The organism is Alteromonas sp. KUL17 (genome assembly GCF_006538305.1).
Taxonomy (GTDB): Bacteria; Pseudomonadota; Gammaproteobacteria; order Enterobacterales; family Alteromonadaceae; genus Alteromonas; species Alteromonas macleodii.
This window is the reverse complement of the sequence record NZ_BJKJ01000005.1, coordinates 176,026-195,955: the sequence shown is the minus strand read 5'-3', so window position 1 is coordinate 195,955 and position 19,930 is coordinate 176,026. Positions and strand designations below refer to the sequence as shown.

At 45.2% G+C, this 19,930-nt stretch carries 18 protein-coding genes; 10 read left to right on the top strand and 8 right to left on the bottom strand.

What is annotated here, in order from left to right:
- Positions 1-10 precede the first annotated feature (10 nt).
- Positions 11-919 carry a hypothetical protein gene (locus KUL49_RS07030; RefSeq protein ID WP_131136837.1) on the bottom strand — a complete coding sequence of 303 codons (909 nt, stop codon included), beginning with the start codon at positions 917-919 and terminating at the stop codon, positions 11-13.
- Between the two features lie 305 nt (positions 920-1,224).
- On the opposite strand from KUL49_RS07030, the gene add reads away from it, so the two are divergent.
- Entirely contained in the window at positions 1,225-2,220 is a 996-nt protein-coding gene (add, locus tag KUL49_RS07025; RefSeq protein ID WP_131136836.1) for an adenosine deaminase, read from the top strand.
- Between the two features lie 141 nt (positions 2,221-2,361).
- Positions 2,362-3,792: a glycoside hydrolase family 28 protein gene (locus KUL49_RS07020; protein WP_131136835.1), complete on the top strand. Its 1,431-nt coding sequence runs from the start codon at positions 2,362-2,364 to the stop codon at positions 3,790-3,792.
- Positions 3,793-3,877: 85 nt separating this feature from the next.
- On the opposite strand, the gene KUL49_RS07015 is transcribed toward KUL49_RS07020, so the two are convergent.
- The gene (locus KUL49_RS07015; protein WP_061095641.1) at positions 3,878-4,447 is read right to left on the bottom strand and encodes a class GN sortase; all 570 of its coding nucleotides are present in this window, start codon (positions 4,445-4,447) and stop codon (positions 3,878-3,880) included.
- Positions 4,444-6,486 (bottom strand): marine proteobacterial sortase target protein, encoded by a 2,043-nt coding sequence (locus KUL49_RS07010; protein WP_242633761.1) that lies wholly within the window; start codon positions 6,484-6,486, stop codon positions 4,444-4,446. The genes KUL49_RS07015 and KUL49_RS07010 overlap by 4 nt, the downstream gene beginning before the upstream one ends.
- Before the next feature lie 507 nt (positions 6,487-6,993).
- On the opposite strand from KUL49_RS07010, the gene KUL49_RS07005 reads away from it, so the two are divergent.
- The 3 genes from KUL49_RS07005 to KUL49_RS06995 all read left to right on the top strand — a co-directional run bounded on the left by KUL49_RS07005 (position 6,994) and on the right by KUL49_RS06995 (position 9,927).
- Positions 6,994-7,908 (top strand): alpha/beta hydrolase, encoded by a 915-nt coding sequence (locus KUL49_RS07005; protein WP_131136834.1) that lies wholly within the window; start codon positions 6,994-6,996, stop codon positions 7,906-7,908.
- An 82-nt stretch (positions 7,909-7,990) separates the two neighbouring features.
- A complete protein-coding gene (locus tag KUL49_RS07000) occupies positions 7,991-8,923 on the top strand; it encodes an alpha/beta hydrolase (protein WP_131136833.1) in 933 nt (310 codons plus the stop codon).
- A gap of 104 nt (positions 8,924-9,027) precedes the next feature.
- Complete coding sequence (locus tag KUL49_RS06995) at positions 9,028-9,927, top strand: AraC family transcriptional regulator (RefSeq protein WP_165477888.1); 900 nt, start codon at positions 9,028-9,030, stop codon at positions 9,925-9,927.
- A gap of 5 nt (positions 9,928-9,932) precedes the next feature.
- On the opposite strand, the gene KUL49_RS06990 is transcribed toward KUL49_RS06995, so the two are convergent.
- The gene (locus tag KUL49_RS06990) at positions 9,933-10,628 is read right to left on the bottom strand and encodes a LytTR family DNA-binding domain-containing protein (protein ID WP_242633760.1); all 696 of its coding nucleotides are present in this window, start codon (positions 10,626-10,628) and stop codon (positions 9,933-9,935) included.
- A complete protein-coding gene (locus KUL49_RS06985) occupies positions 10,625-12,484 on the bottom strand; it encodes a sensor histidine kinase (RefSeq protein ID WP_131136831.1) in 1,860 nt (619 codons plus the stop codon). Before KUL49_RS06985 ends, KUL49_RS06990 begins: the two co-directional genes overlap by 4 nt.
- Positions 12,485-12,684: 200 nt before the next feature.
- Here KUL49_RS06985 and KUL49_RS06980 point away from each other — a divergent pair, with 200 nt between their 5' ends.
- Together KUL49_RS06980 and KUL49_RS21120 are read left to right on the top strand one after the other, a co-directional pair.
- Complete coding sequence (locus tag KUL49_RS06980; protein ID WP_242633759.1) at positions 12,685-14,001, top strand: serine hydrolase; 1,317 nt, start codon at positions 12,685-12,687, stop codon at positions 13,999-14,001.
- Positions 13,955-14,128 carry a hypothetical protein gene (locus KUL49_RS21120; protein ID WP_242633765.1) on the top strand — a complete coding sequence of 58 codons (174 nt, stop codon included), beginning with the start codon at positions 13,955-13,957 and terminating at the stop codon, positions 14,126-14,128. The genes KUL49_RS06980 and KUL49_RS21120 overlap by 47 nt, the downstream gene beginning before the upstream one ends.
- 28 nt (positions 14,129-14,156) lie before the next feature.
- On the opposite strand, the gene KUL49_RS06975 is transcribed toward KUL49_RS21120, so the two are convergent.
- On the bottom strand, positions 14,157-15,317 hold the full coding sequence (locus tag KUL49_RS06975) for an MFS transporter (protein ID WP_131136830.1): 1,161 nt from the start codon (positions 15,315-15,317) through the stop codon (positions 14,157-14,159).
- Between the two features lie 162 nt (positions 15,318-15,479).
- On the bottom strand, positions 15,480-16,433 hold the full coding sequence (locus tag KUL49_RS06970) for a YihY/virulence factor BrkB family protein (protein WP_014999173.1): 954 nt from the start codon (positions 16,431-16,433) through the stop codon (positions 15,480-15,482).
- A 399-nt stretch (positions 16,434-16,832) separates the two neighbouring features.
- Between KUL49_RS06970 and KUL49_RS06965 the strand changes: the two genes are divergently transcribed.
- The 3 genes from KUL49_RS06965 (at position 16,833) to KUL49_RS06955 (ending at position 19,253) form a co-directional block, all read left to right on the top strand.
- Positions 16,833-17,387, top strand: a complete 555-nt coding sequence (locus KUL49_RS06965; RefSeq protein WP_131136829.1) for a type 1 glutamine amidotransferase domain-containing protein — start codon at positions 16,833-16,835, stop codon at positions 17,385-17,387.
- Between the two features lie 14 nt (positions 17,388-17,401).
- Positions 17,402-18,094, top strand: a complete 693-nt coding sequence (locus tag KUL49_RS06960) for an SDR family oxidoreductase (RefSeq protein WP_131136828.1) — start codon at positions 17,402-17,404, stop codon at positions 18,092-18,094.
- 271 nt (positions 18,095-18,365) lie between these two features.
- Positions 18,366-19,253, top strand: coding sequence for an SDR family NAD(P)-dependent oxidoreductase (locus KUL49_RS06955; protein WP_131136827.1), 888 nt, complete (start codon positions 18,366-18,368; stop codon positions 19,251-19,253).
- 67 nt (positions 19,254-19,320) lie between these two features.
- Here KUL49_RS06955 and KUL49_RS21115 read toward each other — a convergent pair whose 3' ends face one another.
- A complete protein-coding gene (locus KUL49_RS21115; protein WP_242633758.1) occupies positions 19,321-19,917 on the bottom strand; it encodes an ATP-binding cassette domain-containing protein in 597 nt (198 codons plus the stop codon).
- Positions 19,918-19,930 lie beyond the last annotated feature (13 nt).

Genomic DNA, 19,930 nt, shown 5'->3' with positions numbered 1-19,930 from the left:
GAGTGTGCATTTACACTGAGATCAATGAAGTGATGTGCGCGGCTAGACGTTTAGGTTCAATATAAGTGTCGCCTTTACAGTTGTTTACGACGCTTAATAGCTGAGTAAGTAAGTGTTTATTCGCTACGTTCCGCTGACATATGGCGTGAACGGTATTGAGTTCAAGTGTACTTGCTAACGCGTACACACCTTTCAAATTGCGATTTATTAGAAGCGCGTTTAAAACGCGGTTAGCGGTGTATCGACGCCACGCCATATGAAAGCTGTCGAAATCGCACGTTAAGTCAACAGTTAACGCCACACGAAGCGCCCAAGACAATGTGCGAAAGTGTAAAAGATGTTCGGTTAGTAAGAATATTTCAAGCGCATGGTCAACAAACAGTGACGGCTTTGCAGTATCAGTAAGCTCAATAATGGGGAATAGCCCTTCAGCAGCGAACATAGACTCTACGAATTCAAAGGTGTAATACCCGTTACCATGAAGAGCAAGAAGGCATGTCTCAATTTCATCGAGAAGCGCTTCATCGAGGGTATTAGCAATGTCTTCAAGCGTTAGGTTATCTAAAAACTTCGCAATGTTCGGGTAGAGGGCATTAATCTCAGCCCATTTACTTTCTTTTGAATGACGTAAGGCCCTCTGATATTTGAGAACGTCGTCATGCCGTGTTAAATCGATTTGGGCGTGCAATTCGTTTCTCGAATAAATCCATCCTGCCCAAGCTATCATTGGCGAGTCCGCTAATCCAAGTGCGTGGAGCTCATTGAGCGAAGAACCTAATGAGCATACCGCTTCCACCAAGCCATGGGCTGCCTTTACATCTTTCCCCATAAAATCGGGTTCTTCTTGCATATGTTCGAATGAATACACGCCATTACGCCAGCCTGCTAAATAGCAGCCTTCTATACATTTTCCGCACATGACTGTGCTCCTGTTAGTGTTTTTGGGTGATAACGAAGAGGCCTGTTGCTCTTTGGTGGTATTTAGCCTGTGTGACAAGGCGCACGCCAACGAACAACTGGCTCGTTGCTACTGAAAGTTATGAAAAGTAATCAAGAAAAGCATCGATAGAGTGAAGTTAGATGCCAAGAGCGAACTTAAAACAAATTTTGTTTCAAAAAAAGTACTGTTTTGTCCCGCTATAAAAAAGTTATTTTCTGCAAGAATGCGAGGTTTACAGCGCCAAGTGGTATAGTAGGGCTTACGCCTTAACTCATCGTATTTTCATGATAAATAAAAACTTTCCATTACTTGATTTACATCGTCATTTAGATGGCAATGTGCGTCTGCAAACCATTCTGGAGCTTGGTCAGCAATTTAACATTTGTTTGCCTGCTTATTCGTTAGAGGGCTTGCGACCGCATGTTCAAGTAATGGAAATCGCCCCCGATTTGGTGTCATTTTTAGATAAGCTTACTTGGGGCGTTAAGGTGTTAGGCAGTCTCGACGCCTGCAAACGGGTGGCGATAGAGAATGTAGAAGATGCAGCTAAGCAGGGTATTGACTACACAGAGCTGCGTTTTAGTCCTTATTTTATGGGTGAAAGTCACGGGCTACCAACTCAAGGTGTGGTTGAGGCCGTGATAGACGGTGTAAAAAGCGCAGCTAAAAATCACGATGTTAAAGTTAATCTCATCGGTATTTTGTCGCGTTCTTATGGCGCAAAAGTATGTCAGCATGAGCTAGATTCAATCTTGGCCTGTAAAGCGCATATAACTGCAATTGATTTGGCGGGTGATGAAAAAGGCTTTCCTGGCAACATGTTCATAGAGCACTTTACAAAAGTGCGCCGCGAAGGGCTGCCTATCACAATTCATGCAGGTGAAGCAGTAGGCCCGCAGAGTATTTGGCAAGCCATTAACGACTTAGGTGCTGTGCGTATAGGACACGGCGTTAATGCTGTTAATGATGCTAAGCTAATGGACTATTTGCGCGACAACCGTATTGGTATTGAAAGCTGTTTAACCAGCAACGTATTGACGAACACGGTCACATCATTAACTGAGCACCCGTTAATAACCTTTTTGGAACACGGCATACTCGCCTGTCTGAATACCGACGACCCGGCAGTTCAAGGTGTAGAGCTAGATCACGAATTCTCCGTTGCAGCTAAGCAAGCTGGTCTTATGCCTTCTCATATTAAACAAGCGCAAGAGAATGCGCTGGCAATTGCTTTTTTAAGTGAAAGCGAAAAAGCCGCACTTAAGCGCAAAGTAAACTAATCCGAAAGATAAAAATCGTGCCGTGGTTAAGCGGACAGTAACATTATTTTGATTAGTAATGCCACCGGTGACATTATTGTCGTGATGTGAATATTTTGTTTCTTAAACGTAATAAGTTACGACTTAAATAATGGAGCTTTTATGCTGCGCTTTATACCTGATGTTGACCGTTCTATGAGTAGCTACCCCAGCCGTTTCACACACCGCCGGGCTGTGGGATGGGTGGCGTTTATTGTGACCCTTCTAACTTGTTCCTGTGCGTCGGCATCTACTGACGAAGACTGGAAAATTGCTGAGCAAATTGTAAATCAGATCCAGCTGCCGAATATTCCAAACGAAAAATTTGTGATTGATGTGAGTGATACTTCACTGAGCGCAGCGCGAGCGCCAATTCAAAGCGTAATTGATAAGGCTTCTGCCAGCGGCGGCGGGATTGTTGTTGTGCCCAAAGGTACATGGCAAGTAGACGGTCCTATTCGTCTTAAAAGCAAAGTGAACTTGCACCTAGAGGAGGGCGCTACTCTGCTGTTTTCCGGCGACCCTTCGCACTACTTGCCCGTGGTTAAAACCCGTTGGGAGGGTACTGAGGTATTTACCTATTCACCGCTAATTTATGCGCTAAATGTGGAAGATGTGGCCATTACAGGTAAAGGTACTATCGACGGAAATGCCCAATCGGCGTTCATTGGCTGGTATGAGAAACAAAATACAGATATGCATGCGCTTCGTAAAATGGGGTTTGATGGCATTCCGGTAGAGAAGCGTCAGTTCGGCGAAGGGCATTACTTACGCCCTCCGCTTATTCAGTTTTTCCACGCCAAGCGTGTGCTGCTTGAAGATTATACGGCCCTGAATTCCCCGTTTTGGGTTAATCATCTGGTTTATACGTCTCATGCTACGGTAAGACGAGTGAAGGTAGAAAGTCACCTGTACAACAACGACGGGTTAGATATTGAGTCGAGCCAGTTTGTGCTTGCTGAAGATAATCATTTTAGAACCGGTGATGACGGTATCGTTATTAAGTCTGGCAGAGACGCAGACGGTCGAAATATAGGTATACCTAGCACAGACATTGTTGCACGAAACAATGATTTAGGCGGGGAAGACGGCATTGGTCTTGGTTCGGAAATGTCTGGCGGCATTAAGCGCGTATTTTTCGAGAACAATGTCTTGCATGAGGGAGACTCAGCATATCGTTTTAAAAGCAACTTAGACAGAGGCGGGCGCGTAGAAATGGTTCGAATTAGAGGCAGTAAAGTGGCTTCGTTTAAGCACTTATTCTGGTTCCAGCTAAACTACCCCAGTAATTTACATGGTAATTTTCCGGCTACCTATACCGACATTATTATTGAAGATTTAACGGTAGAAAATGTAGGAACGGTTTTGGAAATTCACGCTCCGGACGCAGCCCCTGTTCATAACGTTAAATTCAAAGACATTAAAATTAAGGAAGCAGAAGAAATTCTTATCCTAGAAAATGCCGACGATATTAGCTTTGAAAATGTCACCTTAGGTGAGCAAATCTGGAACGGCACGTTTTCTTCGCTGCACATTGAATCTGTTACTCGCTAGAAAACAGGTTAAACGCGATAGGTTGTTCGCATTGGTCCTTTATTTTCGCCGAAACAAGCGGCTAATTAATTGTGGGCGAACCTATTTAGGTTCGCTGGCTTTCAGTTTCGACCAGCTCAACAACAAGGCGTAAATTACTTTGTGTTGATACCGCATTAAATGGGTAGCAGGTAACTAAATAGAGCTGCTGCCCATTTACATCTACTTTCATTGCCGAGGCAGCATCGACTATCGTCTTCGATACAACCCGATAGGTTACCCACTGTGAGTTCGGCAACTGTAATTGCATAATATCTCTGGCTCTCACCTTCTTTAAGAACGTGAAGTGAGTATCTCTATGCCCGCCAATCACACTACCACCCTGTCCGAGTGGGGGCGAGTCGGTGTGGTGTCCAGGGCCAAATGCAAGGGCGTTCCCCTGTGCGCCTTCTAGTACATACAGCTGCGTCTCGCTTTTTGCATGAACCAGCTTGCCCACTGGCCAAGTATCAGACCAACGCCAAGGCTTCTGGTTAGCGCCAGTGGCTAGCGTTTCTTCCCACGAAGATTGAATTAAATATTGCGCCAGTTCAGCTTTCAATAATATCCAGCCAGCTTTGCCAAAACTGGCTGTGGCGATCAAGACTAAGATGATGGTAAAAGAGTATTTAATCATTGTTTGTCCAAGCAATGTTCAGTCAAAAAATAAAGAAATGAGCTTAAGGTGCTAACCTCGTCCCCCTTGTTTCGCAAAAAGGCGATGCTGTGAAAAAGCGACAATAAAAGTATGGCAATCATGCCTAATACGACATGTTCAGATACACCCGCTGCGGTTTGGGGGTAACTGATTTGTCTGAATTGCGTTCCCTGTGGCATTAGGTTTCTTACGTTTTCGGTGGAAGACGGTATGCACTGTGTATTTGCTATTTTTTCTTCAATAGCAACGAAGCTGGTGAACTCTGTTATAAGTTTATGGGGCAGGGCTACAGCAAGAATGTCTTGTTTTACTTCATCTACATTTCGCCCTAACGCTTTTTCATCCATTAACGCCGCCACTTTCTTTCTTGCCCACGCAGTCGCTACGCCAAGGTGTTGAGTAGAACCTGTCGACGTTGGCGATATTGCTACCGAACGGGTCCACTCGCGAGCGGTGCCCTGCTTGTCTACTAGTGTGCCTTGAAGGGTTATTTTTCCGCTTGTATCGGCGTTATGAGGCAGTTTCACATTCAAAAGCAAAGGAACACCCGCGTATAAATCAGGGATTTTAGAAGGGTAAATCTCTGCTGACTGTGCATAGCCAGCCGGAAGAGTGAGGCTTAAATCACTCAACACAGGGCTTTCTAATTTATAAAGCAAGCTATCCATTTGCTGTTTAATATCTGCAGTATTGCTAACAAAAACATAGCTTCCGCGACCAAATTGAGCGGCTCGGGTCATAAAGTAGCTATTAGGCGCGCTGCCTATGCCTACTGTAAAAAGGCGCGCATCACCCAGTTCGTTCTTTATTTGCGAGAACAATGCAGCTTCATTGCCTACCGCACCATCGGTAATAAAGACAACTTGTTTTATAAAATCTTTAGTTGTCGTGCGCTTAAGTGCGGCATTAAGCGCTGGCGCCATTTCAGTGCCGCCACCTGCATTAAGGTGCTTTACAAAGTCCCTCGCATATTGCTTGTTTCGTGTTGTTCCCTCTACAGAGGTTTCAAACAAACGCGTGGTGTCATTGTTAAATGCTACAACGTTAAATCGGTCTTTCTCACTCAAGCGGTCTATCGCTAATTGTAAACTCTCTTTTGCGTCGACAATCGGGCGACCTCCCATAGAGCCTGACGTGTCGATAACGAAGGTGATGTCGCGATCAAAATCCTGTAAATCTTGGCTCTTAACTTGTGGTGGCATTAGCATGACAAGGGCGTAGTCATGCTGATCTTTCGACTCAGTGAAAATAGCTGCTTGTGGTGCACTAGAGGGCGAAGGCTGCCACTCTAGCCAAATGTCTCGGTTCATTTTGATATTGCTTTGATTAAAGGTGACAAGATAATTACCTGTGGATTCTGACCAATTCACACGGTGATTTCTGCTAGTGACGCTACTAAGCGTTAAACCAGTATTTAGTGTTGCGTTGAACGTAAGTTGCGGGCCTTCATTGCCTTCTCTCATATAAGGCGTGATAGCTCTGGCATCGGGTACCTGATCTGTGGGTTCTCCCCAACCTGTACCTGATATTTCAGCCTCTATATTCTCGTTAAACTGATTTAGCGGAATGCCGGGCGAATAGCGAGGAGTGAGCGTAGTAGGCAAGTGAAAAGTAAATTTTCCATCGCGGTAGTCTACCTGTTGTACATACTGAAGTGTCACCGTTATTTCCTCACCTGGCGCTATATTCGCGACCTGCTGGGTGAATAAATTTGGGCGTTGTTGCTCTGTTAAACTGGCTTTCTTTCCCGCTTTTTTGGCCGCTTCAAATGCTTCTTTCGCTTCTGCCTTCGGCTTAATTTGACCCCGGATTATTCTGTCTCCTATACGCATTTCCATACTGTTAATCGCCGCGTTTTCATTAAGCGGAAAGGTGTAAACGGCATGCTTCCATTCATTACTGGTGTTAGTGAATTTTTGAGAGTAGGTAACGTGCGCAATCATGCCATTCACCTGTAAATCCACGTCAGTTGAATGCAAAAGAGCGGGGGAAGACTCACCGTCTACGCTTTGCAGCATCAATTCGCCAGACTCAGCGCGACTTAGCGGGCTAACTACTATGCCAAGCAAAAAACAGAGGAAGGAAGTAAGGATAAGCAACCTGTGATTACGCGGCTGAGTTACATGTTGCCGTTCCCTAAACCAAGGTTTGTGAGTATTGGAAGGTGTTAAATAATCCCGTTTGGGTGTTTTGGAAAATAGCATGGTAGTGGCACTGAGTTAACGAACGGTAGCTTCTATTTAAAAAAACAAATAGGGCGTTCATGGGCGAAACAATGGGGCAAGTTTGTGATGAATTGTGTCGTTGTTAATTTAATCAGACTATTCGTTGAATTGGCTGCGTTTTTTAAGGTGGAAGGTAACAAGCCTTGTATTGCTAAATTCCAAAGTAACCGGTTCAGGCAACTAATGCGTCGTTTTAGGCAAGGTTCGCTATCTCCCAACACCTATACTTAATTCATGGTTTGACGAGGTAATCGTTAAGCAGGCAAGAACATCATTTTCACCTAACGACGAGTAGACATCATGAACAAAGTATCATTTCCAAATACCAACGGTTTAAATATTACTATGTCTGGTCTGATAAATTTTCCAGAGAATTTTGATTCAACTAAAACTTACCCAGCCATTGTGGTTTCACATCCGGGCGGTGGCGTTAAAGAGCAAACTGCTGGAACCTACGCAAAAAAACTAGCAGAAAAAGGCTATATCGCTCTTGCGTATGACGCATCGTATCAGGGCGAGAGTGGTGGCGAACCACGCCAACTGGAAAACCCTCATGTTAGAACAGAGGATGTAAGTGCAGCAATTGATTATCTGACAACCTTAGATTACGTCGACAATGAACGTATTGGCGCAATGGGTATTTGTGCGGGCGCTGGCTATACCGCAAACGCTGCCATCAACGATAGACGCATTAAAGCGGTGGGCACAGTAAGCATGGTCAACATTGGCCAAATGTTCAGAAATGGTTGGGACAACAATGTAAAAGACAGTGAGGCATTACCTTACTTAGAAGCGGGCTCTGCGTCTAGAACCTCTGATGCCAGCGGTAACGATACAGCGACTATGCCAATGGCGCCTTTAAAAGAAGAAAATGCTCCGAATGAAGAACTTCGCCAAGCGTGGGAATACTACCATACCGATCGCGCAGCGTACTGCACAGCGCCAGGATTTGGTACTGCGAGAAGTTTAACGCAGCTTATTAGTTATGACGCCTTTTTTAAGGCAGAAGCTTTCCTTACCCAACCTTTGTTGACGGTGGTTGGAAGCAATGCAGGAAGCAAATGGATGAGTGACGACTTGATGGCGCGTGCTGCAACATCGGATAAAACCATGCATGTCATCGAAGGTGCAAACCACATGGATTTGTACGACGGCGAAGCAGAAATTACAAACGCAATGAGTGCGTTAGAAACCTTCTTTAATCGCACGCTATAAGCAGTTATTCCTAAACAACTTCTGTTGCCGACATTGCATTTGCGATGACGGCGCAAACAATGCTTGAGATAAGGAGCATAAAATGAAAAAGGTCAGTTTTAGAAACTCAGACATGGCATGGGATATTTCAGCCCTTATTCTAACGCCACCCAATTTTGACGAGGCTAAACAATACCCGACAGTCATTAGTGTACATCCATTTGGTAGTTGTAAAGAGCAGACATCAAGCGCTACTTATGGGAAGGCACTTGCAGAAGCAGGCTATGTAGTCATTGCGTTTGACGCGAGTTTTCAAGGGGAGTCTGGAGGTGAACCTCGCTTTGTGGAAGATCCCACCCAACGGGTAGAGGATGTGAGTCGAGTCATTGATTATGCGGTTACCTTGCCTTACGTTGACGCGGAAAAAATTGCAGGCATCGGTGTATGCGGTGGTGGTGGCTATGTTTTTAATGCTGCTTTAACTGAAAAGCGAATCAAAGCCGTAGTGGGGATCACACCAGTCAACATTGGTCGACTCTTTCGAGAAGGCTTTAGCATGTATAACCCCATTGGTGCGTTAGAGGGGATGGCTGCACAGCGAACGGCAGAGGCCCGAGGCGGTGAGCGACAAGTAAATGAACTGCTCCCTGCAAGTCTCGTTGAAGCCAAAGACAATGGAATGACGGAACGCGATGTTTATGAAGCAACTGAATACTACAAAACCCCGCGAGGCCAACAGCCGGGTGGTGCTACAAGAATGTTGTTTTCACATGCGCAAAAGACACTGGCGTGGGACGCATTTTCTTTTGTAGAGACCCTTATGACGCAACCCGTAATGGCAGTTATTGGTCAGAAGGTTGGGGCATTTGGTGCCTACCGTGACGGCATGGAAATTTACGGGCGCGCAGTGGCATCTAAAGATCGCCAATTGGTTGAATTAGAAGATTGGTCGCATTACGACCTTTATGATAAAAGTGAACCTGTTGGACTGGCCATGGCGCAAATTGTACCTTTCTTCAAAGAACATGTAGGTTAATAACTAAGAATAAGTGATGACAACTTGCGCCCAAGGCATACAGCCGAAGGGCGTAATTATTGTTTAATCCTTTTCTTTTCGAAGTAATGCTTGTGGGAGATCGAATGGTGTTTTTTCCAATCAGTGATGCGAAAAAAGCGTTAAGTGAAATGGTGCTGGAGTACAGTCGAAAAGAGGGAGACCACGAAACGCCGATTTCAGGCCTTACCCTTCACGTAAGAAATGCGCCGACAGAGCCTTTACACTGTATTTATACGCTTAGCCTAGCGGTCGTTTTGCAAGGGGCAAAGCTCCTTTCTTATGAAGACCAGCTCCATGAGTCAACTGCTGGCCAATCTATGCTAACTACCTTTGATTTGCCGGTAATTTCTCATGTGTCAGAAGCGACGAGGCACAACCCCTTTGTAGCGCTGGTTCTGAAGTTAGACTATACCCTCATTCTGCTAGTTTGCGCCGAGCTTAATCTGTCAAAACCGCCAAGAGATATTCGATATCAACCAATATCGACACAAGATGTGGATGAGGGCTTGTACGACGCTCTAGGTCGCCTTATTAAAATGTGTGCCCAGGGAAAGTTTTTGGATAGCCTTTACCCATTGGTTGAAAAAGAAATTGTTATTCGTTTACTTGATGGACCTCACGGATTGCACCTTCGCCACCTTGTGTCGTCAGGCGCGCCAAATGCACATATTTTAAAAGTGGTGACGTGGTTAAAACAGAATTTTACTCAGTCAGTGGGAATGGACGCATTGGCGGATCAAGCCCACATGAGTGCCTCTACTTTCAGGCAGCGCTTTCGAGCACTTACTGGTACCAGCCCTTTGCAATATCAAAAGACACTAAGATTACAAGAAGCAAGGGATCAAATGCTGATGAACGGTTTGGACGCAACACAAGCAAGCTCATTGGTTGGCTATGAAAGTGCATCTCAATTTAGCCGAGAATACAGCCGATTGTTTGGCATGCCGCCTCAAAAAGATATTCAACGTTTACGCACAGCTTAGAAGTCTTAGCTGCCCAGAGCATCAACCAGCGTACTGAATTTAGTTCTTCCTACTGGAACACTCGCGCCAGAGTGCAGGTGTGCGATGTACTTCGCACCTGAGTGTTGTTCGATATGCTTAACTTCATCAAGAGGTAACGCATAAGAGCGATGAACTCGCATAAATCTTTGAGGTAGAATTTGCATTAACCTGTCTAAGTGCTTGTCATGCAATATGGTTTGATTGTCTTTAGTGGTTATTTCACTGTAGTGCCCTGCGGCTTGAATGAATTGAATATCATCAACTTGAAGAAAGCAGAGCACATTGTTTTTGCGATATGACAACCGCTGACATTGGCCCTTAAATTGATGCAGAGAAAAGCGTCCTATCGCTTTACTTATTCTTTCTTGAGTAAATGGCTTACCAATAAAATCGAGTACGCCAAGCTCAAACGCTTCTAAAGCCCTGTCGGTATTCGCTGAAACCACCACGGTGTGATAAGGGGCGGCAAGCTGTTGATGAATTAATGAAAAACCGTCTTTTCCATGCAAATTCAAATCTAGAAAAAGCAGGTCTGTGTCACGGTTAGACAAATGCTCTTCTGCATCATCGAGGTTAGAAAAGCGATGAATAGTGGTTTTATCGTCGGTACACTGATCGATAAAACGAGCAAGTCGTTTGGCAACCATGGGTTCATCTTCTACTAGGGTAATATTCATCATAGCGTTTGTAAGGTGATTTGTTCGGTCTGCTCGGCGTGCGCGTTACTTTGCCCACCCGAAACGAGCGATGTTGGAAATGTGAGCTTAGTTACCCAATAATTGTCTTCGATAAATTCCACTAGCTTCCAGTCATTACCAAACGCTTCTGTAAGCCGGGCTTTAATGTACTTGGTGCCAACACCGGTTCCTTCTTTATTCTCTAATGCTGATGTCTGGTAAGAATAGTGTTGAGTAAGCTGAGCTTTAAACAGCAAGGTAGTTGAAGGTCTTTTATTCTTATCATGCTTGGCATTCTCTACAGACACACCCTGTGCTTCATCCTTTTGTTGTTCAGAAAAGCTAAGACGAAATTGATACTCTCCCGAGCCGTATCTGTTGTGGCTAAACGCATTTTCTATGAGGGTGAGTAATACTCCGGGAGGAAGAAGCTGCTGCCCTTTGTTTTCTGACATCTCCGGCTTTTGCAGTGAAAAGTGGGCGTCGAAGCGGTATCCCATAATTTTAAGGTGACTTTCACAAAGGGCGACTTCCTGCTGTAAAGCAATTAAGGCTCTATCGCTTAAGCTGGCCATTTGGCGAAACTCCGATGCTAACGCCTGAATAAACCCAATGGCTTCTTTAGGGGCGATTTCAATCCACTCTTCAATTGCGGTTAGGGTATTAAGAATAAAGTGAGGCTGTAGCTGTTTCTTTATAAGCTCAAGCTGCAGACGCTGAGTGGTAAGCGTTGACTGCGTAAGTGCACGCTGTCTCTCAGCATGGGTTTGGCTTAGCACGAGTAGTAATAAAAGCGCTAAGCCACTAAACGAAACAAAGAAATATTGGTCCATAAACGAAAACCGGTTTATGAGAACGGGTGAAACAAATACCACTATTCCCATGGTCATTAACCACGCGTACTTCTTCCGTTTATAAATACTGGCCACACCAATAATAAAGCTAATGAGCAAAGACACACTGAACAACAAAAAGCTGCGGTAATCGTAACCATCGAAATATAACAGTACCCCACAACTAGCCATAACCAACACAAGCAAGGTACTGATAAACCAAGTTTTTGAATAGCGGAAGAAAGACAGGAAAAAGAGCGGTAGCACCAGGCTGATAACAAGGGTTAATCCAAGGACGATTTCCATTCTAAGGATGTGCCACTGGTAGCTGTAACCGAATAGACCTCGCCATGACTCGGCCAAGATTAATAGAATCAGCATGGTGCATAGGCAGCTAAACCACAGGTATGCAGGCTCTTTGAGCGATGAAAAGTACACCACAAATGAATACATGGCGACAAGAACCAAGCCACTTAGCATCATTAATGGCAATCGGATACGCCACTCATTAATGGCGGCAAGAGTTTCGAAGTCGTCTGCAAATACCCAAAATCCACTACTTTGAGCGGTATCTGGACGAAACTCGCTGCTCAGCCTTACCATCACCGTGTTATCACCAGAATTCAGGTGCTGTGAAGGTAGAATGAATATACTGTCTATTTCTCCTGGCAATTCTTTGCTATCGGCTGTTGCAGGCATGCCGTTATCACCAATGTGATAGCCGTTCAAATAAACAGAAAACGCGCCAAGTATAGAAACAAACAAGCCTTTAGGCGCACTCTCGGTTTGTTGTACATCTTGCGAACCATTTGATGTTGCGTTGAACGCAAGTGTGAACTTGAGCCACCTTACTTCATTAGACAGTTCGATGTCCGACTGGGAGTGAGCCTGCCATCGAGGATCGTTCTCCGCTGGTACTTGCTCTTGCCCAGAATAGAGGATGCTGACCTGAGAAGGAAATATCAGTGAATGGGTGGGCTGTTCGTGCAAAAGTACAACGCCCCAAATGAGCATTGTCATAAGCATTAAGTAGAACCAATTGAGTTTTTGCACGGGAAGTTAGGGCGTGTTGTTTGTTGTTATTGTTAACACAGTACACAGTTTTTAACTGTTAATGAAGTCGAAATAATGCACTTGGGGAATGCCTGATGCAGTTCAGGAAATAGGTCGCCGTAAACCGAATAATTGACGCTACATTTGGCTGAAATTTATACGGAGAGTAATGTATGACACCCATTAATAAACTAGTAGCCTTTATCCTTTTACTTTTGTGGTATGCGCCACTTGAAATAGCCCACGCAAATGACAACCAACTGTTGTCTCAAGCTGAACTCAACGAGCTCTTAAAAGAATACAAATTAAGTGGCGTAAGCGTCGCGGTAATCGACGACTTCAATGTTGTCTATTCCGCCACAGCTGGGGAAAAGGTGTTCGGTTCAGGTGATTCCGTTAACCAGTCAACGGCCTTTTCTACCGCTTCTATTTCCAAGCCGGTTACCGCGCTACTAGCGGCAATGCTCGAAGAGCAAGGCAAGCTTAGTTTAGACGACTCTGTAGCTAAGTATCTCACCCGCTGGACACTGCAAAAAGAGCAGTTTCCCAACCCAGAGGAAATTACTTTTCGTCGGTTGCTCAGCCACACTGCGGGCACCACACAAAGTGGGTTTGCTGACTTTTATAAAGGAGATGCTGTGCCAACGGCTATCGATAGCCTAAACGGAGTAAACGTGCCTCGTTATGACTCGCCCATTAGCTTAGCATTTAAGCCTGGTGAAAGTTGGTCGTATAGCGGCGGTGGCTACGTTATTGTGCAAATTGCGCTGGAAGATCTAACTGGAAAGACATTGCCTGAATTAGCAGAAGAAATGCTATTTAAGCCGCTTAACATGGTTAACACCACAATGTATCAACCTGACAGCCCGCTATTTTTGCAAAATGTGGCAAGCGTTCATCACGACGATTTGAGCGTGATCCAATCTGGATATCCAATTTGCCCGCAAATTGCGCCTTCGGGAATGTGGAGTAATGCCCTTGATATGGCAACATTGATTATCGAAATGCAAAGAGCACTAAATGGCGATGATACAAAGGTAATCTCGCAAGCAGTGGCGCGCAATACTACTCAAATTGAAACCCTTGATGTTGTAGGTGGTTGGGGGCTTGGCTGGATGCGTTTTGAGGCAAAAGGCAACCTAGAGTGGTTCTCTCATGGTGGTTCAAACACGGGAACAGGAGGGCAAATCATGGGCACAATGCGCGACGGTAGAGGTATCGCTATATTCGGTAACGGCGGCAACCCTGCTCGAATTCCGGTTATTGAGACAGTTATTGCAACGGTCGTGGAAAAGCTCGACTGGAAGAAAAGCTTGCCCGTGGTAAAGCAACAGGTTCCCCTTGAACTGTTAAATGACTTTGAAGGTAAATATCTCGCAGGCTTTGGAGAAACCATCGAAATCAGCAAGCAGAACAACCAGCTTTTTCTACCAAGGAAGGCTGTTGCTGTGGAGTTATATCGAAAGTGGGGAGCTTGTTTACCTTGGTGACGGAGAATTTGGTGTGGAAGGTTATCCAAACCGACTTTCTCTTGAAACAGTAAGCGGTAAAAAGCGGCTGAAAGTGTCGCGAAAGGGAAGCGATAAGGTGTCGTATTTTGAATCTGCCCCAGAATAGGGGCAGTAAGATGGACAAGGCGAGTGTGTTACTCGCCTGCCATAGCACGACCTTTCGTTTTAACACTGGCTATCAACATATAAATACTGGTAGCAAGTAAGCACGCAAATAAGTAGCCCATCAATCCTTGAGGGCCTACTAAAAAGTTATCGGCAATGAGTGGGCCTACTACTGAACCCACGCTGTAGCTGAAAAGCATGACCTGTGTGGCGCATACAATGAAGCTAGCATCGAGTTTGTCGCAGGCCAGATTTATTGCCACTGGGTATAGGGCAAATATTGCCATACCTAATAAAAACAGACCTGTTCCCAAAGCGTATATACCGCTAACCGCTGCGGTTAATGTTATGGCGGCGACACCTAGTAAACAAAATAGCGCCATGAGTAACGTGCGGCCTAAGTACTTGGATAGCGCAGGAATTAAAGGTTGAACTGCCATAGCGCCTAAAATAATTAAGGCCATTAAGCTACCCAAATCGTCATGAGCAATGCCCCGGTTTAATAGTTCAAGAGGCATTAAGCCGTAAATGGCACCTAGGGTTAAGCCTGACACTATGCAACCAATAATTGCGGCATGATTTAGTTTTGATATTTGCTTTAGCGACAGTGGCGTACTGTGGGAAGCTTCAGGCTGTTCGCTCTTTGCAAACAAAAGTACGCCAATGGCTAAAATCAACATGGTGAAAATGGCAGCAAAAGGAAGCATGCCGCCTACGCCAATAGCGCCAATACCTAACTGACCTAAAGAACTTCCCCCGTAAAGTGCGCCCATGTATAGGCCTAAACGTTTGGCTCTATCGGCTTCGTCGCCGTGTAAAAGCCACGACTCTACGATAACAAATACACCTGCTACAGCAACGCCAGCCACTAACCGAGCCACAAGCCAAACCGCGGTGTGAGCAAACAAAGGCATTACTGCGATAGTAAGTACAAGGATGCCTAAACACAGTGCAAAACCGTGCTTGTAACCAACGCGGGTGACCAGCGGTTCAATACTAAGGGCACCCAATAGTAGTCCAGCGTAAAAGCTGCTAGCCAGCCAACTGGCGATAGCCGTGTCTAGGTTGTAATGGCTGAGCATTAGTGGGATCAGACTCATCAAATAGCCAGACGCAACTGCGTACATACCCAGCGCAATAACGGGAACAGAGATTCGCGCTTTGGCTGGCGGAATTAAGGTGTTGTCCAAGGTAATGCCTTACATCAGAGGAAAGAGAAGATAATTTCGCGGCGCGAATATGAGGCAAATTCTGATATAGGTAAAATGAAAAGAAATGCTCGTAAAGATGCTAAAAATTGATGGTGAGGAAGGCGCTGCTAGATAGTGCATGCGCCTCAGATAGTTTAAGCATTAGTGCCTTAAATCATCCGGTGTATGATCTGCCACAAATGCATTTCTTTCGCCCATGGGTCTGTCTTCACCCACCGTACTGTCTGCAGTAGTTTGGAGCTCTATCGACGAGTTCACCTCTGCACCAATTAGAATGATATACGCGGTTAAATACAACCACATGAGCAAGATAATAATTCCCCCAACGGATCCGTAGGTTTTGTTGTAACTTCCAAATTCATTGAGGTATATCGAAAAGCCATATGAGGCTACCACCCATAATAACGTGGCAAAAACTGAACCCGGCGTCACCCAGCGCCACTGGGCTTCTCTTCGGTGAGGCGCATAACGATATAAGGCAGAGAGCGCAATATTAAATAGGGCCAGCATCACCGGCCAAGTCACCCACATGGCTTGCTCGGTACTAAGGGCATTTGACGTCATCCAGCTTATTGCTTCGGGTAAAATAGTGATGCAGGCAAGGGACACAATTACAGTAAGGATCATAAATATGGTACAGGTGATGCGTGCCAGGATACCTTTAAAAAAGCCTCTTCCTTCCGCCTCGCTATAGGTAATGTTGCATGCCTTTATCAGAGCGTTAGCGCCTTTGCTGCTGCTCCACAGTGATAAGAGCAGAGTAAATAAAAAACTCCAGCCTAATGCAGTATCCGACTTCTCGGTTAAATTTTTAAGTTGCTCTTCAATGATGTAACGACTGTCATTCGGTACTACATTTACCAGCAATGCCATATGACTTTGTAGTTCGTCGGGTGATACAACAAGCCCATACAAGGCAATGGTTGCTCCTAGTAAGGGGAAGATAGCCAGCAAGCAGTAAAAGGCAACGCCAGCGGAGATAAGAGGAATATTGTCTTTTTGCAGGCTAGTGAAAATGCGCTTTGTAATACTCCACCAACTTTTCAAAGAAAGCTCAAATGCAGATTTAGCGTGGTTAAAACGTTCCTTGCTCATGTGTCCTCATGCCTTGCCTAAACAATAAAACTCTTAAAGCTTGATACATGAAAATTTCGCTGTCGGCTTACATCACCTTAAAAAAAGAAGCGAGAAACAAGCTCTGTAAATCGTTCACAAAATCTGAATATGTGCGTGGCTATCAAAGTTGATGAAAATGTTGGTTTTTTATTTATTGTAATTAAATCAATGACTTACGTTTGTTGGTTTGGATGGTTTGTAATTTGCACCTTCAACAGCATCCTAGCTAAATAGTAAGAGCAAGGTTATGACATGCACAAACTAACGCGTTCACCTGATGTGATTTGCTAATGGTGGTAGGCGGACAGTTATTCCTGTCGTGTGGCGACCCCTGTTTTTACTAGCTTTACATTTCGTCTTTCAGAAGGAGAGAACACTATGAGCAATACCCAAAGCCTTAAAGGCAAAAAAATCGCTATTTTGGCAACCAATGGTTTTGAGCAAAGCGAGTTGATTCAACCAAGAGACAAGTTTATTGAGCAAGGTGCTGAAGTTGATGTGCTATCTATTGATGATCAGTCCACGATCAAAGCATGGGACGAAGACAACTGGGGAAAAGAAGTTAACGTTGATAAACAAGTTACGTCTGTAAACCCTGAAGATTACGATGCCCTTGTGCTACCCGGCGGTCAAATCAATCCCGATATACTGCGTACTAATGAAGATGCTGTTGCCTTCATCAAAAGTGCAAACAGCGCGGCAAGTATTAAAGCTATAGGTGCTATCTGTCATGGTCCATGGTTGCTGGTGGAGTCTGGGTTAGCGAAAGGTGCAACACTCACTTCGTTTCCTAGTATCCAAACAGATCTCAAAAATGCTGGTGCGACCTGGGTTGATGAAGAAGTGGTGACCCACTCAAAACTAGTCACTAGTAGAAACCCAGATGATATTCCAGCTTTCGTAAGCAAAATTAGTGAATTGGTTGCCCAGTAAAAAGGAGGAAGTGTATGTCCACCTCAGCTACAGATAAAAAGGTTATCGCGATAACGGGGGCTTCCAGCGGCATTGGCGAAGAAACGGCAAAGCAACTGGTAAATAACGGTTTTAACGTTGCCCTCTTAGCGAGAAGTGAGGACAAACTGCGTGCCTTGGTTGAAGAGCTTGGCAATGATGTTGCGTTCGCTGTAAAAGCGGACGTTAGTGACTTTAAAAACGTCGATACGGCATTTAAAAAGGTGAGCAAACATTTCGGTCGCATTGACGGCATTTTCGCCAATGCGGGGCGCGGCGCGAAAGCCGCCGGCATTGAAAAGGGGGACGTAGATGACTGGGATGGCATGCTGGGCGCAAACGTAAATGGACTGCTTTATACTGCAAAAGCCGGATTGCCGTACCTGCGCGATACGCAAGGCCACTTCATTATTACGTCTTCGGTCGCCGGTCGAATAGCTCTCAAAGGCTCTGTATATGGGGCAAGTAAGTGGTTTGCTTATGGTTTCGGTCAGAACCTCGCCGAAGAAATGCGCGAGTGGGGCGGCCGCTGTACCACTATTTGCCCTGGTATGGTGAATACGCCATTTTTCGATGAACCTAAGGAAGACAAGCTTCAGCCAGCGGATATCGCAAAATCGGTATTGTTTGCCCTAAGCGCAGAAGAGTCAGCCTGCGTTCGCGAGGTTTATGTTATGCCGGCGAAGTAAACGAACTAACCACGGGTAAGAGATAATTTATTCAAGCAAAGGGTAGGGTTAGTCACTGCCCTTTTTTATTTGCTCCGCCTGTACGTTTAACCTGACTTATTAATTTCATGAAGCTATTCAAATTAGCCAAATAAAGTATTTTCCCCATCCTGTTACCCCTAATCTAGGTTGTCAATAAGCGCTAGCTGAGTGAGATAGTCGATTTCTAATTCCTTTTTGAAATGGCTTTCCCAAAGGGCCCGCGGCGCAAGAACAATAACAGGAGAGTAAGATGTCTAACGAATTTACGGGTAAGACCGCTATTATTTCTGGTGCCGCTGGCGGCATAGGGTTAGCGCTGGCAGAGGCATTGGCAAGGCAGGGTATGAATATCGTCATGGGCGATATTGATAATGCTGCGTTAACCGAGTCGGGTAACGACTTACGAGAGAAAGGTTTCGATGTATTGACTTGCGCCCTTGATGTTACCGATTACGCTCAGTGGGAAGATATTGTAGCTAACGCCAAAGAGAAGTTTGGCAAGGTTCATATGGTCATCAATAATGCTGGCGTTGGCGGTACGCCGGGGAAAGTCGAAGATTCGGAGCATGAGACCTGGCGCTGGGTAATGGACGTCAACGTTATGGGCGTACTCTATGGCGCACAAGCATGCGTGCCAGCTATTAAAGAGCACGGCGAAGGAGGTTGGTTGCTAAACGTGGCGTCGATGGCAGGAATGATGGGCATGCCATATGCGGCGGCCTATTGCGCATCAAAGGCTGCGGTTGTCTCTATGACGGAAAGCTGGGTACCAGAACTGAAACCTTTTGGAATCCATACTTCTGTATTGTGTCCAGCATTCGTGAAAACCCGCATTCACGAGTCGTATAGAAATAGGCAGCAAAAATACGCAGTAGCCGCTGAGAAACGCATTGATAAAGAAAAGCTTAAAGCAGGAGCTCAAGCGGCCACTAAAGCAGTAGAGTCGGGAATCGATGCCTCTGTGCTAGCTGAGCGCGTGATAGAGGCGCTTCAGTCAGAGCAAACTTATATTTATACACACCCGAATTATAGAAAGGTTACTACGGCGCGCTTTGGCGCGATTGATAGCGCCTTTGTCGATGCTGAGCAGAGTCAGGCTGTTGGTCATCTTATTGATGATGAAATCGTGACTTTTTAGTTCATTCGCGGCTACGGTTTGCGTATAAACACACGAAAGTGCCCTGAATCTTGTCTTCCAAAAGCCGTTATATAACGGCTTTTGATGTTGTGAGACTCTGAAGGTCAATGACGCGGTCACAGACTTTTTCTAGCTGTGTTCTATCGTGGCTGATAAAGAGCACCGTACAATTTTCTTCTCTGCATTGATCGACAAGTAAGTGAGTAATTGCCTTACTTGTAATGGGGTCGAGCCTAGATGTTGGCTCGTCAGCTATAAGTAGCTTGGGCTTTAGTAGCAGCGCGCGCAGCAATGCAATGCGTTGAAGCTCACCTCCACTTACCTCAGAGGCGCTGCGCTCAAACAATCGCTGGTTAAGGCCTAGTTGAGATGAAAGTAAATCGGCACGCTTTTTAGACACCTTGTGAAGCTTTATTACGTCATCAATCAATGATTTAAGCGTAGTGTGATCGGCAAATGAACTGGGGGGATCTTGATATAGCTTTAGGGTTTGATAACGGTGTAAAAGCGTATGAAACGCAATATTGCCTTGATAGGGTAGAAGCCCAAGTAGAGCATCACCTAGAGACGTTTTTCCACTGCCGCTATCACCACAAAGCCCGACAATTTCGCCTTCCCCTAAAGAAAAACTAAGGCCAGTAAATAGTGTACGGTTACCTCTCATAATTGTGAGGTCA

Excerpts from the sequence above, each read along its gene's own strand:
- KUL49_RS06980 (WP_242633759.1), top strand. The coding sequence starts at position 12,685 with ATGACACCCATTAATAAACTAGTAGCCTTTATCCTTTTACTTTTGTGG.
- KUL49_RS06965 (WP_131136829.1), top strand. The coding sequence starts at position 16,833 with ATGAGCAATACCCAAAGCCTTAAAGGCAAAAAAATCGCTATTTTGGCA.
- KUL49_RS07010 (WP_242633761.1), bottom strand. The coding sequence starts at position 6,486 with ATGCTGCAAAGCGTAGACGGTGAGTCTTCCCCCGCTCTTTTGCATTCA.
- KUL49_RS07005 (WP_131136834.1), top strand. The coding sequence starts at position 6,994 with ATGAACAAAGTATCATTTCCAAATACCAACGGTTTAAATATTACTATG.
- KUL49_RS06970 (WP_014999173.1), bottom strand. The coding sequence starts at position 16,433 with ATGAGCAAGGAACGTTTTAACCACGCTAAATCTGCATTTGAGCTTTCT.
- KUL49_RS07030 (WP_131136837.1), bottom strand. The coding sequence starts at position 919 with ATGTGCGGAAAATGTATAGAAGGCTGCTATTTAGCAGGCTGGCGTAAT.
- KUL49_RS07020 (WP_131136835.1), top strand. The coding sequence starts at position 2,362 with ATGCTGCGCTTTATACCTGATGTTGACCGTTCTATGAGTAGCTACCCC.
- KUL49_RS06960 (WP_131136828.1), top strand. The coding sequence starts at position 17,402 with ATGTCCACCTCAGCTACAGATAAAAAGGTTATCGCGATAACGGGGGCT.
- add (WP_131136836.1), top strand. The coding sequence starts at position 1,225 with ATGATAAATAAAAACTTTCCATTACTTGATTTACATCGTCATTTAGAT.
- KUL49_RS06995 (WP_165477888.1), top strand. The coding sequence starts at position 9,028 with ATGGTGTTTTTTCCAATCAGTGATGCGAAAAAAGCGTTAAGTGAAATG.
- KUL49_RS07015 (WP_061095641.1), bottom strand. The coding sequence starts at position 4,447 with ATGATTAAATACTCTTTTACCATCATCTTAGTCTTGATCGCCACAGCC.
- KUL49_RS21115 (WP_242633758.1), bottom strand. The coding sequence starts at position 19,917 with ATGAGAGGTAACCGTACACTATTTACTGGCCTTAGTTTTTCTTTAGGG.
- KUL49_RS07000 (WP_131136833.1), top strand. The coding sequence starts at position 7,991 with ATGAAAAAGGTCAGTTTTAGAAACTCAGACATGGCATGGGATATTTCA.
- KUL49_RS06990 (WP_242633760.1), bottom strand. The coding sequence starts at position 10,628 with ATGATGAATATTACCCTAGTAGAAGATGAACCCATGGTTGCCAAACGA.
- KUL49_RS06955 (WP_131136827.1), top strand. The coding sequence starts at position 18,366 with ATGTCTAACGAATTTACGGGTAAGACCGCTATTATTTCTGGTGCCGCT.
- KUL49_RS06985 (WP_131136831.1), bottom strand. The coding sequence starts at position 12,484 with ATGCTTATGACAATGCTCATTTGGGGCGTTGTACTTTTGCACGAACAG.